The organism is Xanthomonas sp. LMG 12461, assembly GCF_009192935.1.
GTDB lineage: Bacteria > Pseudomonadota > Gammaproteobacteria > Xanthomonadales > Xanthomonadaceae > Xanthomonas_A > Xanthomonas_A sontii.
This window is the reverse complement of the sequence record NZ_NQYT01000083.1, coordinates 1-20,870: the sequence shown is the minus strand read 5'-3', so window position 1 is coordinate 20,870 and position 20,870 is coordinate 1. Positions and strand designations below refer to the sequence as shown.

At 71.3% G+C, this 20,870-nt stretch carries 17 protein-coding genes; 7 read left to right on the top strand and 10 right to left on the bottom strand.

Annotated features, from left to right (window positions below; translation table 11 throughout):
• The 6 genes from CEK68_RS18870 to CEK68_RS18845 form a co-directional block, all read right to left on the bottom strand.
• Positions 1–1,177 (bottom strand): FtsX-like permease family protein (locus tag CEK68_RS18870; RefSeq protein WP_152240313.1); only part of this gene is annotated, 1,177 nt, incomplete at its 3' end.
• Positions 1,174–2,484, bottom strand: a complete 1,311-nt coding sequence (locus tag CEK68_RS18865; RefSeq protein WP_152240312.1) for an ABC transporter permease — start codon at positions 2,482–2,484, stop codon at positions 1,174–1,176. The genes CEK68_RS18865 and CEK68_RS18870, both read right to left, overlap by 4 nt.
• 12 nt (positions 2,485–2,496) lie before the next feature.
• Positions 2,497–3,711 carry an FtsX-like permease family protein gene (locus tag CEK68_RS18860; protein ID WP_152240311.1) on the bottom strand — a complete coding sequence of 405 codons (1,215 nt, stop codon included), beginning with the start codon at positions 3,709–3,711 and terminating at the stop codon, positions 2,497–2,499.
• A 15-nt stretch (positions 3,712–3,726) separates the two neighbouring features.
• A complete protein-coding gene (locus CEK68_RS18855; protein WP_017913621.1) occupies positions 3,727–5,049 on the bottom strand; it encodes an ABC transporter permease in 1,323 nt (440 codons plus the stop codon).
• 28 nt (positions 5,050–5,077) lie between these two features.
• Positions 5,078–5,794, bottom strand: coding sequence for an ABC transporter ATP-binding protein (locus CEK68_RS18850; protein ID WP_152240310.1), 717 nt, complete (start codon positions 5,792–5,794; stop codon positions 5,078–5,080).
• Between the two features lie 121 nt (positions 5,795–5,915).
• Entirely contained in the window at positions 5,916–7,184 is a 1,269-nt protein-coding gene (locus tag CEK68_RS18845) for an efflux RND transporter periplasmic adaptor subunit (protein WP_152240309.1), read from the bottom strand.
• Positions 7,185–7,426: 242 nt separating this feature from the next.
• On the opposite strand from CEK68_RS18845, the gene glmS reads away from it, so the two are divergent.
• Complete coding sequence (gene glmS / locus CEK68_RS18840; protein ID WP_017916681.1) at positions 7,427–9,259, top strand: glutamine--fructose-6-phosphate transaminase (isomerizing); 1,833 nt, start codon at positions 7,427–7,429, stop codon at positions 9,257–9,259.
• 103 nt (positions 9,260–9,362) lie between these two features.
• On the top strand, positions 9,363–9,836 hold the full coding sequence (locus tag CEK68_RS18835) for a hypothetical protein (protein WP_148829604.1): 474 nt from the start codon (positions 9,363–9,365) through the stop codon (positions 9,834–9,836).
• 199 nt (positions 9,837–10,035) lie between these two features.
• On the opposite strand, the gene CEK68_RS18830 is transcribed toward CEK68_RS18835, so the two are convergent.
• The 4 genes from CEK68_RS18830 to CEK68_RS18815 form a co-directional block, all read right to left on the bottom strand.
• On the bottom strand, positions 10,036–10,473 hold the full coding sequence (locus CEK68_RS18830; RefSeq protein ID WP_152240308.1) for a hypothetical protein: 438 nt from the start codon (positions 10,471–10,473) through the stop codon (positions 10,036–10,038).
• A 154-nt stretch (positions 10,474–10,627) separates the two neighbouring features.
• Positions 10,628–11,785, bottom strand: a complete 1,158-nt coding sequence (locus CEK68_RS18825) for a copper resistance protein B (protein ID WP_193314255.1) — start codon at positions 11,783–11,785, stop codon at positions 10,628–10,630.
• Positions 11,786–11,823: 38 nt separating this feature from the next.
• Positions 11,824–13,641, bottom strand: a complete 1,818-nt coding sequence (locus tag CEK68_RS18820) for a copper resistance system multicopper oxidase (protein WP_152240306.1) — start codon at positions 13,639–13,641, stop codon at positions 11,824–11,826.
• A 119-nt stretch (positions 13,642–13,760) separates the two neighbouring features.
• Positions 13,761–14,168, bottom strand: coding sequence for a CopL family metal-binding regulatory protein (locus tag CEK68_RS18815; RefSeq protein WP_152240305.1), 408 nt, complete (start codon positions 14,166–14,168; stop codon positions 13,761–13,763).
• Positions 14,169–14,284: 116 nt separating this feature from the next.
• Here CEK68_RS18815 and CEK68_RS18810 point away from each other — a divergent pair, with 116 nt between their 5' ends.
• The 5 genes from CEK68_RS18810 (at position 14,285) to CEK68_RS18790 (ending at position 20,728) form a co-directional block, all read left to right on the top strand.
• Positions 14,285–14,725 carry a heavy metal-responsive transcriptional regulator gene (locus tag CEK68_RS18810; protein ID WP_152240304.1) on the top strand — a complete coding sequence of 147 codons (441 nt, stop codon included), beginning with the start codon at positions 14,285–14,287 and terminating at the stop codon, positions 14,723–14,725.
• A complete protein-coding gene (locus tag CEK68_RS18805) occupies positions 14,722–17,160 on the top strand; it encodes a heavy metal translocating P-type ATPase (protein WP_152240303.1) in 2,439 nt (812 codons plus the stop codon). Before CEK68_RS18810 ends, CEK68_RS18805 begins: the two co-directional genes overlap by 4 nt.
• 34 nt (positions 17,161–17,194) lie before the next feature.
• A complete protein-coding gene (locus tag CEK68_RS18800) occupies positions 17,195–17,407 on the top strand; it encodes a heavy metal-associated domain-containing protein (RefSeq protein ID WP_193314254.1) in 213 nt (70 codons plus the stop codon).
• A 131-nt stretch (positions 17,408–17,538) separates the two neighbouring features.
• The gene (locus tag CEK68_RS18795; protein ID WP_152240302.1) at positions 17,539–18,642 is read left to right on the top strand and encodes a PLP-dependent cysteine synthase family protein; all 1,104 of its coding nucleotides are present in this window, start codon (positions 17,539–17,541) and stop codon (positions 18,640–18,642) included.
• Positions 18,643–18,703: 61 nt separating this feature from the next.
• On the top strand, positions 18,704–20,728 hold the full coding sequence (locus CEK68_RS18790) for a M3 family metallopeptidase (protein ID WP_152240301.1): 2,025 nt from the start codon (positions 18,704–18,706) through the stop codon (positions 20,726–20,728).
• Positions 20,729–20,870: the final 142 nt, after the last annotated feature.

Below are 20,870 nucleotides of genomic sequence, written 5' to 3'. Positions count from 1 at the left end.
CGCACTGGCCGAGCAGCCACACCGCGACGATGCCGGTCAGGACGGTGGGCGAGGACAGCCGCTCCAGTTCGAAGCGCTGCATCAACCACTGGTTCATGACGTAGGCGAGCACGGCGCCGAGCAGCGCGCCGGCGCCGACGATCAGCAGGTTCTCGGCCTGGAAGTAGCGCAGGATGTCGCCGCGGGTGGCGCCGAGCGCGCGGCGGATGCCGATCTGCCGGGTGCGCTGCTGCACCCAGAAACTGGCCAGCCCGCCGATGCCCAGCGCGGTGACGGTGAGCAGGATCAGGATGATCGCCAGCAGCATCCGCGCCACCGCACTGTCGCTCTTGAAGTAGTCGGTCCGCAGCTCCTGCATGGTGGCCACGCGCTGCTGCACGTAGGTGGGGTTGGCGCGTTGCATCGCCGCCGCCGCGCGCGGCAGCACCTGCGCCAGTTGCCCGGGCGTGCTGCGGATCAGGTAGCCGCCGCCCCAGCCTTCGCTGCCGATGCGGATCTCGGTGAGCAGCGCATCGGCATCGTCGTCGTGGCCGGTGATGTCGCCGCGCACCGGCGCCATCACCCCGACGATGTCCAGGCGCACCGGCTGGTTGAAGGTGCTGGTGTAGAGGGTGCGCCCCAGCGGCGACGTGCCGGGGAACAGTTTGGCCGCCAGCGACGGCGTGATCAGCGCCGGCAGGCGCCGCTCGATCTCCGGTGGCGCACCGAACAGGTCCGAGGCGCCGGTCAGTTCCGCGTCGCGCAAGTCGCGACCGGCGACGATGCGGATGCCCAGCGTGCGGTTCAGGCCCTGGCTGCCGAGGAACAGGCGCGCACGGGCGACCGCTTGCGTGGCCTGCGGCTGCAGGAACAGTTGCGCCTGCGTCGGGCCCCACAGCGGCGGCGTGCCGAACGCCGCCGCTTCCACGCCGGGCACCGCCTGCAGGATGTCCAGGCTGCGGCCGACGCTGCTGACGCTGCCCGGTTCGCCGACCACGCTGATGCTCTGGATCAGGCCTATATCCTGTTCCATCACCCCGGTCGGGGTCTGCACGCGCTGGTAGGTGCGGGCGATGATGAACACCAGGTTGCACAGCACCGCCAGGGTCAGGGCGATCTGCAGCGCCATCAGCACCACCGCGGCGCGATGGCTGCCCAATGCGGACAGGATGGGACGCACGGGAGGCAGCGGGGTCATAGCGATTTCACCTGCAGGGCGGGGGCGATGCGCGAGGCGCGCCAGGCTGGCCACAGGCCGGCGGCCAGCGCCGAAAGCGTGGCCACGGCCAGGGCGATGCCGAGGATCGCGGGATCGGCATGCGCCTGCTGCGCGTACGCCACCGGTTGCTGGCGCACCAGCCACAGGCCGATCCAGGTCAGCGGGATGCCGAGCAGGCCGCCCAGGCAGCCGATCAGCGCCGATTCGGCCAGGCACTGCGCGAACACCGCGCGGCGGCTGGCGCCGAGCGCGCGGCGCACGCCGATCTCGCCGGCCTTGCGCATGAACTTGGCGACCAGCAGGCCCACTGCATTGAGCAGGCACACCAGCAGCACACCGAAGGCGATCCAGGTCTGCATGCGCACCGTGGCCGGCACCACCCGCTTGTAGGCCAGCCAGTCGACCAGGCCGCGCAGGCGGGTGTTGGGGGCGCGTTCGAAGCGGCCGAGCTGGCGCTGCTGCGCGCTGTAGGCGTCCAGCGCCGCGCGATAGCGCCGCGCCTGCTCCGGCGTGTCCAGCCGTGCCCAGTACTGCACCCAGGTGCATTGCGCGGCCTTGGGATCGTGCAGGCCGGCCTCGCCATCCTTGCCCCAGCACTGCATCGGCCCGTAGCCATAGTCCTGCGGCAGGTCCAGCCAGGTCTCGAACGGCATGTACAGCGCTTCCGGCGGCGTGTACGCACCGGAGTTGAGGTCGTAGAAGCGCGGTTGCGCATCCCACGCGTCGATCACCCCGATCACCCGGAACGGGCGGGTGGCGATGGTGAGGGTCTTGCCGACGCTGTCGGCGCCGCCGAACAACGCGTCGTTGAGCTTGCGGCTCAGCACCACCACCGGCGCGCGCTGGGTATCGTCGCGATGGCTCCAGCCGCTGCCGTAGAGGAAGCGCATGCCGAACATGCCGAACAGGTCGGCGGTGGCGGCGCGGGTGGTGAGCATGCGCAAGGGGCTGTTGGGCACGGTCTGGCGCACCGGCAGCCAGTTCGCGCTGGTCATGGTCTGCGCCGGCGCCGCCTGCGCCCGGTACAGCGCGGTGGCGTCCTGCCAGGTCAGCTCGTCCGGCGGCTCGGGGTCGGCGCTGGGCAGGTTGCGCGGACGCGGATCCAGCTGCGGATGGAACAGCGTGGCGCTGCGCCCGGGCAGCGGGTCGCCGGAGAGCGTGTGCAGTACCGTCAGCATGGTCATCGACGCGCCGATGCCCAGCGCCACGGCCAGCACCATCAGCCCGGTGAGGATGCGGTTGCGGCCGAAGCTGCGCAGCGCCAGGCGGAGGTAGTAAGCGAACATGCGGGCTCCGGGTCAGGCGCTGCGGGTGGCGATGGCGGGGGCGACGGCGGCGGCGCGCAGGGCCGGGCCGAGGACGGCGAGCTGGCCCAGCGCGCACAGCAGCAGCGCGCCGACCGGCAGGTAGCTGGCCGGCAACCGTTCCAGTTCGAAGACCCGCATCAGCAGCACGTTGCCGCCGTAGGCCAGCAGCATGCCCAGGGCCACGCCGGCGCCGACCAGCAGCAGATTCTCGGTCTGGAAATAACGCAGGATGTCGCGGCGGGTGGCGCCGAGCGCGCGGCGGATGCCGATCTGCTTGGTGCGCTGCTGCACCCAGAAGCTGGCCAGGCCGACGATGCCCAGCGCGGTCACCAGCAGCATTGCGACGATGATCGCGACCAGCAGCCCGGTCATCGCTCGGTCGCTCTGGAAATACGTCTGGCGCAGGTCGTCCAGCGGCTTGCTGTTGGCGTTGTCCAGCACCGCCTCGGGCACCGCCCGTGCCACTGCGGCGCGCGCCTGCGCCAACACCCGCGGCAACTCGCGCGGATCGGCACGCAGCACATAGGTGCCGGACTGCGCGGCCTCGCGCACCGGGATCACCACCGACCAGTCGCTGCCGATCACGCCATCCTCGCTGCGGCCCGGATCGGGGCGCGCCAGGTGCTCCAGCGTACCGATCACGCGGAAATGGCCGCCGGACCAGAATTCCTTGCCCAGCGGATCCTGGCCCGGCCACAGATGCGCGGCCAGCGCCCGCGTGATCCACACACCGGCCGCGGTCGGGATGCCGTTGTCGAGCGGCTGGTAGTCCGCGTCGGCGAACGCGGGGCCGCTGTCCGGCTTCAGCGCCAGCGCGGCGACGGCGCCCGGGCTGACCATGTAGAAGTGCGGCACGCCGCCGACCTGGGTGCAGTCCTGGTCCAGGCACAGCCCGTTGTTGAACACCGGGGGCGCGAACGGGACGGTGTTGATGGCACCGGCCGCGCGCACGCCGGGCGTGCGCCGCACCGCATCCAGCGCGCGGGCATTGACGTCGGCGGCGTTGCAGCCGTCGCAGCCGGACAGCGACACCAGGCCCAGCGCGGATTCGTCGATGCCGCTGCGCAGGTGCACCAGCTCCAGACGATTGCCGATCAGGAAGAAGGCGTTGCACAGCACGGCGCAGGCCAGCGCCACTTCCAGCGCGATCAGCGCGGCGGCGATGCGATGGCGCGACAGCGCGCTGAGGATGGGAGTGATGTGCATCGTCGTGCGCCCCGGTTACAGACTCTTGAGTTGCATGGCCGGCGCGATACGGCTGGCGCGCAGGGCGGGGAACAGGCCGGCGGCGAGGCTGCAGGCGATCGCCAGGGCGAAGGTGCCGGCGAACGTCGTCGGATCCAGATGCGCCAGGTCGGCGTAGGCGGTGGGCTGCTGGCGCACGCTCCACAGGCCCAGCAGGGTCAGCAGCCAACCGCCGGCGCCGCCGAGCAGGCCGATCACGCTGGCCTCGGTCAGGCACTGCGCGAAGATCGCGCGACGCGAGGCCCCCAGCGCGCGACGCACGCCGATCTCGCCGCCGCGGCGCAGGAACTTGGCCAGCAGCAGGCCGACGCTGTTGAACAGGCACAGGCCCAGGAACGCCAGCGCCAGCCAACTCTGCAGGCGCACGTCGCCCGGCACCACGCGGTTATGGTCCAGCCATTGCGGCAGCGACAGCAGGCGCGCGGTGTCGGCGCGGCCGATGCGCCCGGCGGCGTGCTGCTGCGCGGCGTAGTCGGCCAGCAGCCGGCGGTAGTCGGCGACCTTCGCCGGCGTGTCCAACTGCACCCACAACTGCAGCCACACGCACGGCGCGCTGCGCAGGTCCAGGTTGGCCTCGGGCTTGCTGAAGCAGGTCCACGGCTGGATGTGGCCGTCGTTGACCTCCAGGCTGCTGGACAGCGGCATGAACACGTCCTGCGGCCGTCCGTAGAAGCTGGCGGTATCGCCATGGGCGAAGCTGCCGCCGGCCAGCGTGTAGAACAGCGGCGACGGCCGCCACGGTGCCAGCACGCCGACGATGCGCACCGCCGTGCCGCGCACCAGCAGGCTGCGGCCGACGCTGTTGCGGCCCTGGAACAGCTTGGCGTTGAGGTCGGACGAGATCACCGCCACCCGCGCCCGGTCCTGGTCGTCGCGCGCGCGCCAGCCGCTGCCGTAGGCGAACGGCACCTGGAACATCGGGAAGAAATCGGCCTGGGTCATCAACAACTGGGTCATGAACGGCGGGGTGGCGCCGTCCGCCGCGTGCACCTTGATCTCGCTCTCGGCGACCATGGCCTGGCGATCGGCGCGCCCGCGCGTCCACAGGTCCATGGCCGAGGGGTAGTCGAGCTTGTCGAAAGGCTTCTGGTTGGCGCCGTTGCTGGGGCGCGGATCGAGTTGCGCGAAGAAGATCTGCTGGCTGCGCCCGGGCAAGGGATCGCCGGACAGCAACCGCATCACCGTCAGCGTGGTCATCGCCGCGCCGATGCCCACCGCGATGGACAGCACCATCAGCGCGGTAAGCACCGGGCTGCGGCGCAGGCTGCGCCACGCTTGCTGGAAGTAATAGCCGAGCATGTCGGTCTCCGCGCCGTCGCCGTGCCGGTCAGGGCGTGGCCGTGGTGCCGTGGCCGCCGTGCACCAGCACCGGCTCGCGCTGCAGGTCGGTGGCCTGGCCGTCGACGATGTGCACGTTGCGCTGCGCGCGCGCAGCCAACTCCGGGTCGTGGGTGACCATGACGATGGTCGAGCCCTGCGCGTTGATCTCCTCCAGCAGTTCCATCACCCCGCGCGCCATCTGCGAGTCGAGGTTGCCGGTCGGTTCGTCGGCCAGCAGCAGGCGCGGGCTGCCGGCCAGGGCGCGGGCGATCGCCGCACGCTGCTGCTGGCCGCCGGACAGTTCGGACGGGTAGTGCTTCATGCGCGAGCCCAGCCCGACCCGGCTCAGCGCCTCCTCGATGCGCTGCTTGCGCTCGGCCGCGCCCATGCCGCGGTAGCGCAGCGGCACGTCGACGTTGTCGAACAGGTTGAGGTCGGGGATCAGGTTGAAGCCCTGGAAGATGAAGCCGATCTTCTGGTTGCGCATGCGCGAGCGCGCATCGTCGTTGAGGTTGCTGACGTCCTGGCCGTCGAGCAGGTACTGGCCGCTGGTGAAGGTCTCCAGCAAGCCGGCGATGTTGAGGAAGGTGGTCTTGCCCGAACCCGACGGCCCGGTGACGGCGACGAACTCGCCCTCGCGGACATGCAGGTCCAGCGAGCGCAACGCATGCGTCTCGACCTGTTCGGTGCGGAAGACCTTGGAGACGGAGCGCATTTCGAGCATGGCGTGAGTTCCTGTGGTGGTGGAGCGGGGATTGGAGATGTCGGGATTCGGAATCAGCAGCCGGGAAAGGAGAACGGGAGGGGCTGACGAATCCCCAATCCCGATTCCCCACTCCCGGCTCCTAATGCACCGTCACCTGCGGCGCATCGCCGAACAGGTCGCTGCCGGAGACCACGACCCGGTCGCCCGGCTGCAGGCCCGAGCGCACTTCGACTTCGCCCAGGCTGGTGACGCCCAGTTCGACCGGGCGGCGCACCGCCGAGTCGCCGTCCATGACGTAGGCGTAGCGGCCGCCGGACTGTTCGACGAACGGGCCGCGCTCGAGCTTGAGCACGTTCTTGCGAGTATCCAGCAGCACCCGCGCGCTCATGCGCTGGCTCTGGCGCAGGCCCGGCGGCTGCTTGTCGGTGAAGCGGATGCGCGCGTTGACCTCGCCGTTGACCACTTCCGGCGACACCGCCGAGATCGCGCCGGCGAAGGGTTCGCCGGCACCGCTGGTCAACTGCGCCGGCATGCCGATCGCCAGGTCGCGGGCGAAGCTTTCCGGCACCTTGATCTCCAGTTCGAACTTGGAGAGGTCGACCACGCTCAGCACCGGTGCGTTGGCGGCGACGTTGGTGTGCTGCGAGACCTGCACCTGGCCGACCTGGCCGTCGAACGGCGAGCGCAGGGTCAGCAGGTCGACCTGGCGCTGCACCTCGGCCACCACCGCGCGCTGGCGCTCGGCGAGCAGGCGCTTGTTGCGCGCGTCCAGCGAGGCGCCCTGCGCCTGCAGGCCCGAATCCTTCTGCGCGTGGCTCATCGCGATGTCGGCCTTCTTCAGGGTGTCCTGGGCCTTGGCCAGTTCCACTGCCGGCACCGCGCCGCCTTCATAGCCGCGCTGGTAGCGCTCCAGGTCGCGGCTGGCCGCCTGCCGTTCGATCTGCGCCTGGTCGATCAGCTTGCTGGCGTTGGCGCGGGCCAGGGTCGCGTCCAGGTCGGCACGGCCGGCCTCGGCCTGGAGGCCGGCCAGGGTGGCCTCTTCCTGGGCGAGCTTGCTGCGCAGTTCCGGGCTGTCGATCTCGGCCAGCTCCTGGCCCTGCTTGACCACGTCGCCGGCGACCACCTTCAGGGTCACCGTGCCGCCGGAGATCGCGTACAGGGTCGGGCTGTTGGCGGCGATCAGGCGGCCGTCGGCGGAGATGTCGCGGACCAGGTCGCCGCGGGTCACCGTGGCGATGCGCACCCGCTGTGCGTCGAACGAGCGGCTGCCGGCGATCCAGCCGCGTGCGGCGAAGGCGATGCCCAGCAGCACCAGCGTGGCGATCAGCCCGGGCCACAGCCAGCGGCGCCAGGCCGCGGAGCGGGGGCGGGCGAGAACCTGGTCCTGGGCGGAGGTGTCACGGATCATCGGACGGTCGCAGCGGTGAGGATGGGGACTTCAAAGCACGATGCGTGCCAACTGCAAGTCATTGAATTGCATGGGTGCGGACGGCGCGGACAGGTGTCCGGGTGTCCGCGGACACGTTCGCGGACACCAGGGCGGGGGCATGCTCGGGAATGGGTGACACGCTCTGTGTCCGGCAGCGGACAGCGGCGAGACATTCAGCGGACTTCGCTAGAATGGCGGACTTTTCGGCGAAGGGCGTGGCTATGTGCGGTATCGTCGGTGCGATCGCGGATCGCGATGTGGTTCCGGTCCTGATCGAGGGGCTCAAGCGCCTGGAATACCGGGGCTACGACTCGGCCGGCATCGCCGCCATCGCCGACGGGCAGGTCCGCCGCGTGCGCCGTACCGGCCGCGTGTCCGAGACCGAGAGCGCCGCGCTGGCCGAAGGCCTGCACGCGCCGCTGGGCATCGGCCACACCCGCTGGGCGACCCATGGCGGCGTCACCGAGGCCAATGCGCACCCGCACGTCAGTCATGGCGACCTGGCGCTGGTCCACAACGGCATCATCGAGAACCACGAACAGCAGCGCGAGCGCCTGACCGCGCTGGGCTACGTGTTCGAATCGCAGACCGATACCGAGGTCATCGCCCACCTGATCCACCACTACATCGCCCAGGGCCGCGACCTGCTCGGCGCGCTGCAGGCGGCGGTGAAGGAGCTGACCGGCGCCTATGCCGTGGCCGCGGTGAGCAAGTCGCGCCCGGACCTGCTGGTGTGCGCGCGCATGGGTTGCCCGCTGCTGATCGGCCTGGGCGAGGGCGAGAACTTCATCGCCTCGGATGTCTCGGCGGTGATCCAGGCCACGCGCCGGGTGATCTTCCTGGAAGAGGGCGACACCGCCGAACTGCGCCGCGACGGCGTGCAGGTGTACGACGCGCAGGACCAGCCGGTGCAGCGCGAGCCGCACGTGTCCGACGTGTCGCTGGCCTCGCTGGAGCTGGGCCCGTACCGCCACTTCATGCAGAAGGAGATCCACGAGCAGCCGCGCGCGCTGGCCGACACGCTGGAGGCGCTGTTCGACGCCGGCGGCTTCGACACCACGCTGTTCGGCAGCAAGGCCGAGGCGCTGCTGGCCGACGTGGACGGCGTGCAGATCCTGGCCTGCGGCACCAGCTACTACGCCGGGCTGACCGCGCGCTACTGGATCGAGGGCATCGCCGGGCTGCCGTGCAGCGTGGAGATCGCCAGCGAGTACCGCTACCGCGATGCCTGCGCCAATCCGCGGCAGCTGATCGTGACCATCTCCCAATCCGGCGAAACCCTGGACACGATGGAGGCGCTCAAGTACGCCAAGGCGCTGGGCCATACCAAGACCCTGTCGATCTGCAACGTGCCCGAGAGCGCGATCCCGCGCGCCAGTGCGATGGTGCTGTACACCCGCGCCGGCGCCGAGGTCGGTGTGGCCTCGACCAAGGCCTTCACCACCCAGCTGGCGGCGCTGTTCCAGCTCACCTGCGTGCTGGCCAAGCGCCGCGGGCGGCTGAGCGCCGAACAGGAGGCCGAGTACCTGGAGCAGCTGCGCTACCTGCCCGGCAGCGTGCAGCACGTGCTCAACCTGGAACCGCAGATCGCGGTGTGGGCCGAGCGCTTCGCCGACAAGCACAACGCGCTGTTCCTCGGCCGCGGCCTGCATTACCCGATCGCCCTGGAAGGCGCGCTCAAGCTCAAGGAGATCACCTACATCCATGCCGAGGGCTATCCGGCCGGCGAGCTCAAGCACGGCCCGCTGGCGCTGGTCGACGCCAATATGCCGGTGGTGGTGATCGCGCCCAACGACACCTTGTTGGAGAAGGTGAAGTCGAACATGCAGGAAGTGCGCGCGCGCGGTGGCGAGCTGTTCGTGTTCGCCGACCAGGACAGCAACTTTAATGAGTCCGAAGGCGTGCACGTGATCCGCACGCCGCGCCACGCCGGCGTGCTCAGCCCGGTGCTGCACACCGTGCCGGTGCAGTTGCTGGCCTACCACACCGCGCTGGCGCGCGGCACCGACGTGGACAAGCCGCGCAACCTGGCCAAGTCGGTGACGGTGGAGTAGTCGCCGCACCACTGGCTTGGCAGACGCCATGGCCGGCTGCCAGCGCATTGGCCCGGGTTATGCATAAGCTTCCTGCGAGGGTTCCCACCACGCAGGAGGACGCATGTACGAGTCTTTCAGACAGGGGGCGCCGGCCGAGCTGTGGCAGGCGCTGGTGCACGAGGCCGGGCAGCGCCTGGGCCGGCCGCTGGACGAATCGCGCGAGCACTATCTGGTGTTCGTGTTGCTGCGCTACCAGCGCGACGCGCAGTTGCTGGCGCGCATCCAGGCGCTGGCCTGGCTGCATGCGCAGGAGCAGGTGGGGCGTGCGCGTGCCGACGCCTTGCGCGAGGTCGGCGACGGTTGCCTGCTGATCGCCGGGCTGTTCCCGGGCGTGGCGGCGCGACGTCGGGTCAGCGTGGACTACTTCATCGATCTGGGCCGCGGCGCCTATGCCGAAGTCGCCGAGACCCGCGACAGCGACGCGGGGCTGTTCGCGCAGCTCGCGCGCAGCTATCGCGAATTGGTCGGCACGCTGGGGGCGCTGCGTCCGCCGCGGCACGAGGTGGCGGGGTTGCAGGCGGCGCTGCACGCCTAGCTGAAGCGTTCTTGCAGGAGCCGTGTTGTAGCAGCGGCTTCAGCCGTGGTGGGCATTGCCATGACGCCTGTCGTGGCCGATCCTGGAAACCGCCAGCGCCGCGCCTGCGGGAGACGGCCGCACCGGCGCGCGCGGACGCGTCCAGACCATCCAACGCGCTCGCCCGCATGCGCGGGCGCCCCTGGCATCGGCCCGCTGGCTACCGCACCGACGAAGGGGGCGACGACGCGTCCTGCTGCAGTTGCTGTTGGCCATCGGGTACCGCCATCAACACGCCCGCGATGGCGCCGACGTCGGCGATGAGGCGCTCGGCGGTCTTCCCGGTCGGGACCCCCAACACGATGGCGCCGACGCGGTCGAGCGTGTACAGCAGCGGGGCATGCCAGCCCGCCGCCGCCGCGCTGATGCGGCGCTTGGTCTGCTCGACGTCGCCGCTGCGATCGACGTAGACGATCACTGCCCTGGCCGCGTTGGCGTCCTGCGCGTCGGCAGCCGCGTGGGTGCCGTCCGGCAGCAGAGGGCGTTGCTGCATGGCGGTCGAACATGCGCAAGCGGCGAGCACGGCCAGGCAGGCGATGCCTGCCCGGCCGAGCCACCGGCGGGCCGCGGGAACGGCGGCGTTGGCGGATTCGTGCATCGAGCGGGTCTCCTGGGCGATCGACGGCGACAGCCCCGCGTGCGTGGTGCGCACAGGGCCGCCCGAACCCTCGCATGTACCGGGTGAACTGCGGCCGACCCTGGATGGGGAGAACGACCGTCGACGGACAGCGCCGCGCCGCGTTGCCGTCCGCTCAGAACCAGAACCGCAGGCCGGCGACCCAGCGCGTCTCGCGCGCCGCCTCGCCATCGGCGCGGCGCAGGTCGGCGGTGTCGCCGAAGCTGCGCACGTGCTCCACGCCGACATACGGTGCGAACCGGCGGGTGACTTCGTAGCGCAGGCGCAACCCGCCCTCCACGCTGGCCAGGCCGCTGCCGGTACGATGCGCCGGATCGTCGCGCGCGGCCACTTCCGCTTCCAGCCGTGGCTGCAGGATCAGGCGATTGGTCAGCAGCACGTCGTACTCGCCTTCCAGGTGCAGGCTGGCATGGCCGCCCTCGCCGACGTACAGCATGGCCGACACCTCGAACTTGTACGGCGCCATGCCCTGCACGCCGAACGCGGCCGAGGTCCGCGCGCGGCCGGGCGCGAACGCCTGCTTGGCGCCGATCAGCATGTCCCACCAGGGCGAGATGGCGCGGCCATAGGCCAGTTCCAGCGTCGACGCCGTGGTGCGGCCGCCCTCGCGTTCGCCGTCGCTGCGCAGCCACAGCCGGTCGATGTCGCCGCCGTACCAGCCACGTGCCTCCCAGGCCTGGCCGCTGCCGTGGGCGTTGTCCCAGCCCTCCAGGCGATCGACCAGCAGGTAGCCGGTGCGCGCCGCGCCGTGCGCCATGCCGTGGTCGCGCAGCACGGGGAATGCGGCTGCGCGATCGGCGTCGGTGATCGGCGGGATCGGCTCGCGCGGCAGCGACGTGTCGGCGCTCGCAGGACAGTGGCACGCTGTCGGTTCGGGTGCAGGCGGCGTCGCATGGTCCATGCGGTCGTGATGCATGCCGTCGTGTGCGGAGTGCGCGTGTTCGCCATGCTCGACCTGCGACGCCGGCGCGGCTGCGTGGTCCATCGTGGCGTGCTCCATGTGCTCATGCGACGTGGTGTCGGCGTGCTCTGCCGTGGTCTGCATGGCCGGCGGGGCGTGCATGGCCGGCGCGTGCGCGGCATGGCCCATTGCGGCGTGGTCCACGGCACCGTCTATTGCCGCGTCGGGCTGCGGTGCCGTTGTCGCGTCCGCCATGGGCATGCTGGCGGCGGCTGCGGGGCAGGCGCAGGTCGCGGCAGGGAGATCGGCGTCGCTGTCGGCCACGTGGACATGCTGTGCCTGCGCCACTGCGTGCGCCAACAGCAGCACCATGCCGGTCGCCTGGGCGAGCGGCGAGAAGTGGAGGCGGCTCATGCGTCCACCCGCACTTCGCGCATCATGCCGCCGTCCATGTGGTACAGCAGGTGGCAGTGGTAGGCCCAGCGGCCGAGCGCGTCGGCGCGCACGCGGTAGCTGCGGCGCGTGCCCGGCGGCATGTCCACGGTGTGCTTGCGCACCTGGAAGCGGCCGGCCGCGTCCTCGACGTCGCTCCACATGCCGTGCAGGTGGATCGGGTGCTGCATCATCGTGTCGTTGACCAGCACGATGCGCAGGCGCTCGCCATAGTTCAGCCGCAGCGGCTCGGCGCTGGCGAAGGGAATGCCGTCGAACGACCAGGCGAACTTCTCCATGTTGCCGGTCAGGTGCAACTGGATCTCGCGCCCCGGCTCGCGTCCGTCCGGGTCCTCGAACAGGCTGTGCAGGTCGGCGTAGCTCAGCACGCGGCGGCCGTTGTCGCGCAGGCCGATGCCCGGGTCGTCCAGCCGTGGCGCAGTGGCGGAGGACTGCATGTCCACCAGCGGATTGCCGCGTTCGCTGTGTGGATGCGCAGGTGCGGTGGCAGCGCCTGCAGCCGCGTGCGCGGCGTGCTCCATGCCCGGCATGCCGGCCATGTGCATGCTCGCGCCGCAGCCGCCCTCCATGCCGTGCATGGCCATGCCTGCGCCGTGCTCCATGCCGGCATGGCCGGCCATCGCGTGGCCCATGTCCTGCATGCGCAGCAGCGGACGCGGATCGTTCGCCGGCACCGGTGCCTGCAGTCCTTCGCGCACTGCGAGCGTGCCGCGCGCGTGGCCGGTGCGGCCCATGTCCTGCGCGAACACCGTGTACGCGTCCTGGCCGCTGGGCTCGACCAGCACATCAAAGGTTTCGGCCGCGGCGATGCGGAATTCGTCCACGCTCACCGGATGCACGTACTGCCCGTCGGCGGCGACCACGGTCATCTTCAGCCCGGGGATGCGCACGTCGAAGTAGCTCATGCTGGAGGCGTTGATGAAGCGCAGCAGCACCTTCTCGCCGGGACGGAACAGCCCGGTCCAGTTGCCGGCCGGGGTCATGCCGTTGAGCAGGTAGGTGTAGGTGTTGCCGTTGACGTCGGACAGGTCGCTGGGGGTCATGCGCATGCGCCCCCACATGCCGCGGTCGGCGAGGGTGGCGCGCAGCCCGTCCTCGCGCGCGTCGCGCAGGAAATCGCCGACGGTGCGCTGGTACAGGTTGTCGTAGGACGGCATCTGCTTCAGCCGCCGGAACAGCGCTGCCGGATCCAGGTCGGTCCAGTCCGACAGCAGCAGCACGTGCTCGCGATCGTAGCGGTACGGCGGCGGCTCGCGCGGGTCGATCACGATGGCGCCGTACAGCCCGGCCTGCTCCTGGTGCAGCGAATGGCTGTGGTACCAGTAGGTGCCGGACTGGCGCAGGGCGAAGCGGTACTGGTAGGTCTCGCCCGGGTAGATGCCGTCGAAGCTCATGCCCGGCACGCCGTCCATGTTGGCCGGCAGCAGCAGGCCATGCCAGTGCACCGAGGTCTGGGTGTGGCCGGGCAGGCGGTTGGCCACGCGGATGGTCACGGTGTCGCCTTCGCGCCAGCGCAGCAGCGGTGCCGGCACGCTGCCGTTGACGGCGATGGCGGGGCGCTCGCGCCCGGTGAAATTGACCCGCGTGCTGCCGATGCTCAGGTCCAGGTCGGTGCCGTGCAGCACGTAGGGCGCGGCGCCGTTGCGGGCGAGCGCGCTGGCGTGGGCGCTGCGCAGCGGCAGCCCGGTGAGGCCGGCGGCGGCGCCCAGCGCCAGCCCGGTGACGAAGCGGCGCCGCGACGGCAGCGCCGGCAGGCCGGAGGAAGATGGGTTCATGTGCGATGTCCGTCAGCGGAGGCGATGCGCCACGCAGCGCCGATGGGCGCTGCAGGCACGGACGCGGCAGCGCCTGTGCGCTGCCACCGGGAGACCGCCCAACAGGCGGCCGCGCGCGCTCAGGCGCTGGGAGGACGTTCCAGCCGCGGCAGGCCGGGCGCGCCGTGCGCGGCCTGGGGAGCGGCGGCAATCAGGGTGCGGGGCAAGCGTGGCAGCGCCAGCGGCATCGCCAGCAAGGCCGGCAGCGGTTGCGCGTGCGGGCATTGGCAGCCGGCCATGCCGCCGCAGCCGCCGTGCTTGCCGGCATGGTCGTGGCAGTGCGCGTCGTGGTCGGCCGGCGGCGGTGGCGGTGCGTCGTGACAGGGCATCGCCACATGCGCCGGCGCCGCGCTGGCGACCGCGGCAGCCGTGTCGTGCGTCGAGGTGCCGTGCGCCGGCATGCCGGGCATCGCCATGGCGGCCGCGGTGCCGTTGAGCAGCAGGCTCAGGCACAGCAGCAGGCGCAGCAGGACGGCGGAAGTCGGCACAGGCGGCAGCGTGGCGTCGGGAACGGAAGAGGATACCGAAGCCGGCGTGCGCGGCAAGCGACCGCCATCCGGCAAGGCTTGACTCTGGACCCGACTCCAGGGAGTAGGGTGTGCGCATGCGATCCGACCCCGCCACCGCCCGCTTCACCATCGGCGCGCTCGCCCGCCAGGCCGACGTCGCCATCGATACCGTGCGCTACTACGAACGCCAGGGCCTGCTGCCGCTCGCCCCGCGCCGCGCCTCCGGCTACCGCGAGTACGACGCCGCGGCGGTGCAGCGGGTGCGCTTCATCCGCCGCGCCAAGGAACTGGGCTTTTCGCTGGAGGAAATCGGCGAGTTGCTGGCGTTGCAGGACGATCGCGTGCACGGCGTGGAGGGCATCAAGCAGCGCGCCAGCGCGCGCCTGCAGGCGCTGGATCGGCGCATCGCCGAACTGACCGAGATGCGCGACACCCTGGCGGCGCTGGTCGAGGATTGCCCCGGCCACGGCGCGCCGGACGCCTGCCCGATCCTGGGCGATATCCGCGGCGATGCCGCCGGCGAGCCGTCGCGATGAGCACGGGTCGCGCCACCGCGTCGCTGACCTTGCCGGTGCAGGGCATGACCTGCGCCGCCTGCGCGGCCGGCGTGGAGAAGGCGCTGCAGCGCCTGCCCGGCGTGGCGGCGCAGGCCAGCTATGCCGGCGCGCGCGTGCAGGTGGACTACGACCCGCAGCAGGTGGATCTGCCGACGCTGCTGCAGCGCATCCAGCAGGCCGGCTACTCGGTGCCGACGCAGACTGTGACCCTGGAACTCAGCGGCCTGCACTGCGCGTCCTGCGTGGCGTCCATCGATGCGGTGCTAGCGAAGACCCCGGGTGTGCTCGCCGGCCACGCCAACCTGGCCTCGGCCAAGGCGCGGGTGGAGATCGTGCCGGGCACGGTCGCGCCGGCGGAACTCATCGCGCGGATCGCCCGTGCTGGGTTCGGCGCGCGCGTCGCGCAGGCCATGGACCCAGAGCAACTGGCCGAGCGCGAGCGCGACGAGCAACGTGCCTGGCGACGCGAGCTGGGCCTGTTCGCCGCAGCGGTGCTGCTGACCCTGCCGTTCTGGGGGCAGATGCTCGGCATGCTGGATGGCGACGCCCTGCGCGGCGCGCACGCCGAGCCGCTGCCGCGCTGGCTGCAGCTGTTGCTGGCGACGCCGGTGCAGTGCTGGATCGGCGCGCGCTTCTACCGCGCCGGCTACCGCGCGCTGCGCAACGGCAGCGCCAACATGGACGTGCTGGTCGCGCTGGGCACCGGCATGGCCTATCTGTACAGCGCCGTGGTCACCGTGGCCGGCCTGCACGGCCAGCACGTGTACTTCGAGGCCAGCACCAGCGTCATCACCCTGGTGCTGCTCGGGCGCCTGCTCGAGGCCCGCGCCAAGCGCCGCACCACCGCGGCGGTGCGCGCGCTGCTCGACCTGGCGCCGACCACCGCGCGGGTCGAGCGCGACGGCGCCATCGTGGAGGTGGACGCGGCGGAACTGGCGGTCGGCGACGTGTTCGTGGTCGCCGCCGGCGAACGCGTGCCGGTGGACGGCGAGGTGCTCGAGGGCCACTCCAGCGTGGACGAAGCGATGCTCTCCGGCGAGGCCATGCCGGTGGCCAAGGCGCCGGGCAGTCGCCTGCATGCGGCCACGGTCAACCAGCTCGGCCTGCTGCGCGCGCGCGCCACCGGGGTCGGCGCGGACACCCTGCTGGCGCAGATCGTGCGCATGGTCGATGCCGCGCAAGGCTCGCGCGCGCCGATCCAGCGCCTGGTCGACCGTATCGCCGCGGTGTTCGTGCCAGCGGTGCTGGGCATCGCCGCGATCACCCTTGGCGCGACCTGGGCGCTGGGCGGCAGCTTCGCCGAGGCGCTGGTGCACGCGGTGGCGGTGCTGGTGATCGCCTGCCCGTGTGCGCTGGGCCTGGCCACGCCGACCGCGATCATGGTCGGCACCGGCGTCGGTGCCCGCGCCGGCATCCTGATCCGCGACGCCGAAGTGCTGGAGCGCGCCCGTGCGCTGACCGCGCTGGTGGTCGACAAGACCGGCACCCTGACCCTGGGCCAGCCGCAGGTGACGGCGGTGCTGGTCGCCGACGCGGCCGAGACCGCGCCGCTGTTGCGCCTGGCCGCGGCGCTGGAGACCGGCTCGGCGCATCCGCTGGCGCGCGCCATCGTGCAGCGCGCCGCCGACTTGGGCGTGCGCGCGGCCGTGCCGGCACCGTCGGCCGAGGCGGTGCAGACGTTGCCGGGGCAGGGCGTGCGCGGCCGCGTGGACGGGCGCGAGGTCGCGCTGGGCGCGCTGGCGTGGCTCGATGGCCTGGTCGCCGCGCCGGCCGACCCGGCGCTGCGCCGCCAGGCCGAGGCGGCACAGGCGCAGGGCCACAGCGTGGTCGGAGTGGCGGTGGATGGCGCGATGAGCGGCTACATCGCCATCGCCGATCCGCTGCGCGAGGATGCCGCCGAGGCGGTGGCGTTGCTGCAGGCGCGCGGCATCGCGGTGACCATGCTCAGCGGCGACAACCGCCACGCGGCGCAGGCGGTGGCCGCGCGGCTCGGCATCGAGCAGGTGCAGGCCGAGGTGCTGCCGCAGGACAAGGCCGCGCATGTGCGCCAGTTGCAGGCCGTGCCGGGCGCACGCGTGGGCATGGTCGGCGACGGCATCAACGATGCCCCGGCACTGGCCGCGGCCGACGTCAGTTTCGCCATCGGCAGCGGCTCGGACATCGCCATCGAGGCGGCCGACGTGGTGCTGATGCACGGCGACCTGGCCGGTGTCGCCGCCGCCATCGACCTGTCCGCGGCGACGGTGCGCAAGATCCGCCAGAACCTGTTCTTCGCCTTCGTCTTCAATGGCCTGGGCATCCCGCTGGCCGCGTTCGGCCTGCTCAACCCGGTGATCGCCGGCGCGGCGATGGCGCTGAGTTCGGTCTCGGTGCTGGGCAACGCGCTGCTGCTGAATCGCTGGCGTGCGCAGTGAGCGCGGGTGCGATTTCTTCACTTTGGAGCATGACATGCACCATCTCGATCTCGTCGTCCACGGCATGAGCTGCGGTGGCTGCAGCGCGCGGCTGCAGCGGGTGCTCGACGCCTGTCCGGGCGTGGCCGCCAGCACGGTGGTGCTGGAAGGCGGGCGCGTCGGCATCGACTACGACCCCGCGCGCATCGACGTGGCCGCGCTGGAGCAGGCGGTCGCAGACGCCGGCTTCAGCGTGGCCGCTGGCTGAGCGCCGCTCCGACGCCGCTCCGACGCCGCGCCACGCCGGGTGAACGCCGGCGTGGCGGCCGCTGCCGCGCATGGCCCGGGCGCGTGGCCGGGCGTGTATCGTGGGTGCGATTTCTCCGCTCTCGCACCGCCATGACCCATCGCGCTTGGGTGGCCGCCGCCATCCAGAAGATCGAAGCCGACTTCAACCGCTCGGCCGACACCCACCTGATCCCGCTGGACCTGCCCGGTTTCCCCGGCATCGACCTGTACTTCAAGGACGAGTCCAGCCATCCCACCGGCAGCCTCAAGCACCGCCTGGCGCGCTCGCTGTTCCTGTACGCGCTGGCCAACGGCTGGCTGCGCGAGGGGCGGCCGGTGATCGAGGCCTCCAGCGGTTCCACCGCGGTCTCCGAGGCGTATTTCGCGCGCCTGCTGGGGCTGCCGTTCATCGCGGTGATGCCGGCCACCACCTCGCCGGAGAAGATCGCCGCGATCGAGTTCCAGGGCGGGCGCTGCCACCTGGTCGGGCGCGCCTGCGACCTGCATGCCGATTCGGTGCAACTGGCGCGCGAGACCGGCGGCCATTTCATGGACCAGTTCCTGTACGCCGAGCGCGCCACCGACTGGCGCGCCAACAACAACATCGCCGAGTCGATCTTCCGGCAGATGCAGGAGGAGCCGCATCCGATCCCGGCCTGGATCGTGTGCAGCCCCGGCACCGGCGGCACCGCGGCCACGCTCGGCCGCTACGTGCGCTACCGGCGCCATCCCACCCGCATCCTGTGCGCGGATCCGGAAGTGTCGCTGTTCTTCGACGGCTACCGCGAGGCGCTGGCCGGACGCGACTATGCCGGCCTGGAAAGCACCGGCGGCTCGCGCATCGAAGGCATCGGCCGGCCGCGGGTGGAGCCGAGCTTCATCCCCAGCTGCGTGGATGCGATGGTCAAGGTGCCCGACGCGCTGAGCCTGGCGGCGATGCGCTACGTCAGCGCGCGCCTGGGCCGGCGCGTGGGTGGCTCCACCGGCACCAACTTCGTCGGCGTGCTGCAGGCGGCCACGCGCATGAGCGAACAGGGCCGCAGCGGCGCCATCGTCACCATCCTGTGCGACAGCGGCGAGCGCTACGGGCACAGCTACTACCGGCCGCAGTGGTACGCCGAGCACGGCATCGACGTGGAGCAGGCCGATGCGCAGCTGGCCGCGGCGGTGGCCGGCGCCGGCCTGCCGCCGCTGCCTTGTGCTGCGCTGGACTGACCGCCATTTGCTTTTCGCGGCCGGCCGCGCCGGTCCTTCCCCCGCTACCGAGACTTCCGCGATGACCAATCCCCTGCTCGATTTTTCCGGCCTGCCGCGCTTCGATGCGATCCAGCCCGAGCACATCGGCCCGGCGATCGACACGCTGCTGGCGCAGGCCGAGGCCGCCGTGGCCGCCGCCGAGACGGTGGCGCCGGTGCGCTGGGACAGCTTCGTGGCGCCGCTGGATGATGCCACCGAGCGCCTGTGGCGCGCCTGGGGCCAGGTGAGTCACCTGCAGGCGGTGGTCAACACGCCGGCGCTGCGCGAGGCCTACAACGCCAACCTGCCCAAGGTGACGCGCTTCTCCAGCGCGCTGGGACAGAACCTGGCGCTGTTCGCGCAGTACCGCACGCTGGCGCAATCGCCGGACGCGGCCACGCTCGGCTCGGCGCAGCGCAAGGTGCTGGACAACGCGCTGCGCGATTTCCGTCTGGGCGGCGCCGAACTGGGCGAGGCCGACAAGCAGCGCTTCGCCGCGATCCAGGAAGAACTGTCGGCGCTGTCGGCCAAGTTCTCGCAGAACGTGCTCGACGCCACCGACGCGTGGTCGCTGCTGATCGACGACCCGGCGCGCCTGGCCGGCCTGCCCGAGGACAGCATCGCCGCCGCGCGCGCAGCGGCCGAGCGCGACGGCCAGACAGGCTGGAAGCTGACCCTGCAGATGCCCTGCTACCTGCCGGTGCAGATGTATGCCGAGGACCGTACGTTGCGCGAGACGCTGTACCGCGCCAACGCGATCCGCGCCTCGGAGTTCGGCGATGCGGCGCTGGACAACAGCGCGGCGATCGGCCGCATCCTCGCCCTGCGCGGCGAACTGGCGGCGCTGCTCGGCTTCGCCAGCTACGCCGAGTATTCGCTGGCGACGAAGATGGCGCAGGATCCGGCGCAGGTGCTGGACTTCCTGCACGATCTGGCCGCACGCGCCAAGCCCTACGCGCAGCGCGACCGCGCCGAACTGGAGGCATTCGCGCGCGAGCACCTGGGCCTGGACACGCTGGAAGCCTGGGATCTGGCCTATGCCGGCGAAAAGCTCAAGCAGGCGCGCTACAGCTTCTCCGAGCAGGAAGTGAAGCGCTACTTCACCGAGCCCAAGGTGCTGGACGGCCTGTTCGGCCTGATCCACGACCTGTACGGCCTGCGCGTGGAGGCCGACAGCGCGCCGGTGTGGCATCCGGACGTGCGCTTCTTCCGCCTCAGCGATGCGCAGGGGCGCCTGGTCGGGCAGTTCTACCTGGACCTGTACGCGCGCGAAGGCAAGCGCGGCGGCGCCTGGATGGACGATTGCCGCAACCGCCGCGAGCGCGCCGACGGCGTGCAGACCCCGCTGGTGTACCTGGTGTGCAATTTCGGCCGCGGCAGCGACGGCAAGCCGGCCACCTTCACCCACAACGAGGTCACCACCCTGTTCCACGAGATGGGCCATGGATTGCACCAATTATTGACCCAGGTCGGCGAACTGGGCGTGGCCGGCATCAACGGCGTGGAGTGGGACGCGGTGGAACTGCCCAGCCAGTTCATGGAGAACTTCTGCTGGGAGTGGCCGCGCCTGCAGGCGATGACCGCGCACGTGGACAGCGGCGAACCGCTGCCGCGCGCACTGTTCGACAAGATGCTGGCGGCGAAGAACTACCAGAGTGGCATGTTCACCGTGCGCCAGCTCGAGTTCGCGCTGTTCGACATGCAACTGCACCACAGCTTCGATGCGCAGTCCGACAGCGTGCTGCAGTTGCTCGAGCGCGTGCGCGACGCCGTGGCGGTGAACCGGCCGCCGGCGTGGAACCGCTTCCCGCACCAGTTCAGCCACATCTTCGCTGGCGGCTATGCGGCCGGCTATTACAGCTACAAGTGGGCCGAGGTGCTCAGCGCCGACGCGTATGCCGCATTCGAGGAAGCGCCTGACCAGTTGGCGGACACCGGCGCGCGCTTCCTGCGCGAAATCCTCTCGCGCGGCGGCAGCCGCCCGGCGCTGGAGAATTTCACCGCCTTCCGCGGTCGCACGCCGGAACTGGAGGCGCTGCTGCGGCACAGCGGTATGGCCGGATAAGCCGGGATTGGGGATTGGGGATGACCAGCCTGCGGCCGTTGAGAACCGGGATTCGAGATTTTCCTGCGCAGGCGTAGTGGTTGCGATTGCATTGTGGGAGGGGCTTCAGCCCCGACGGGCTTTCCCGGGAAAGCCCGTCGGG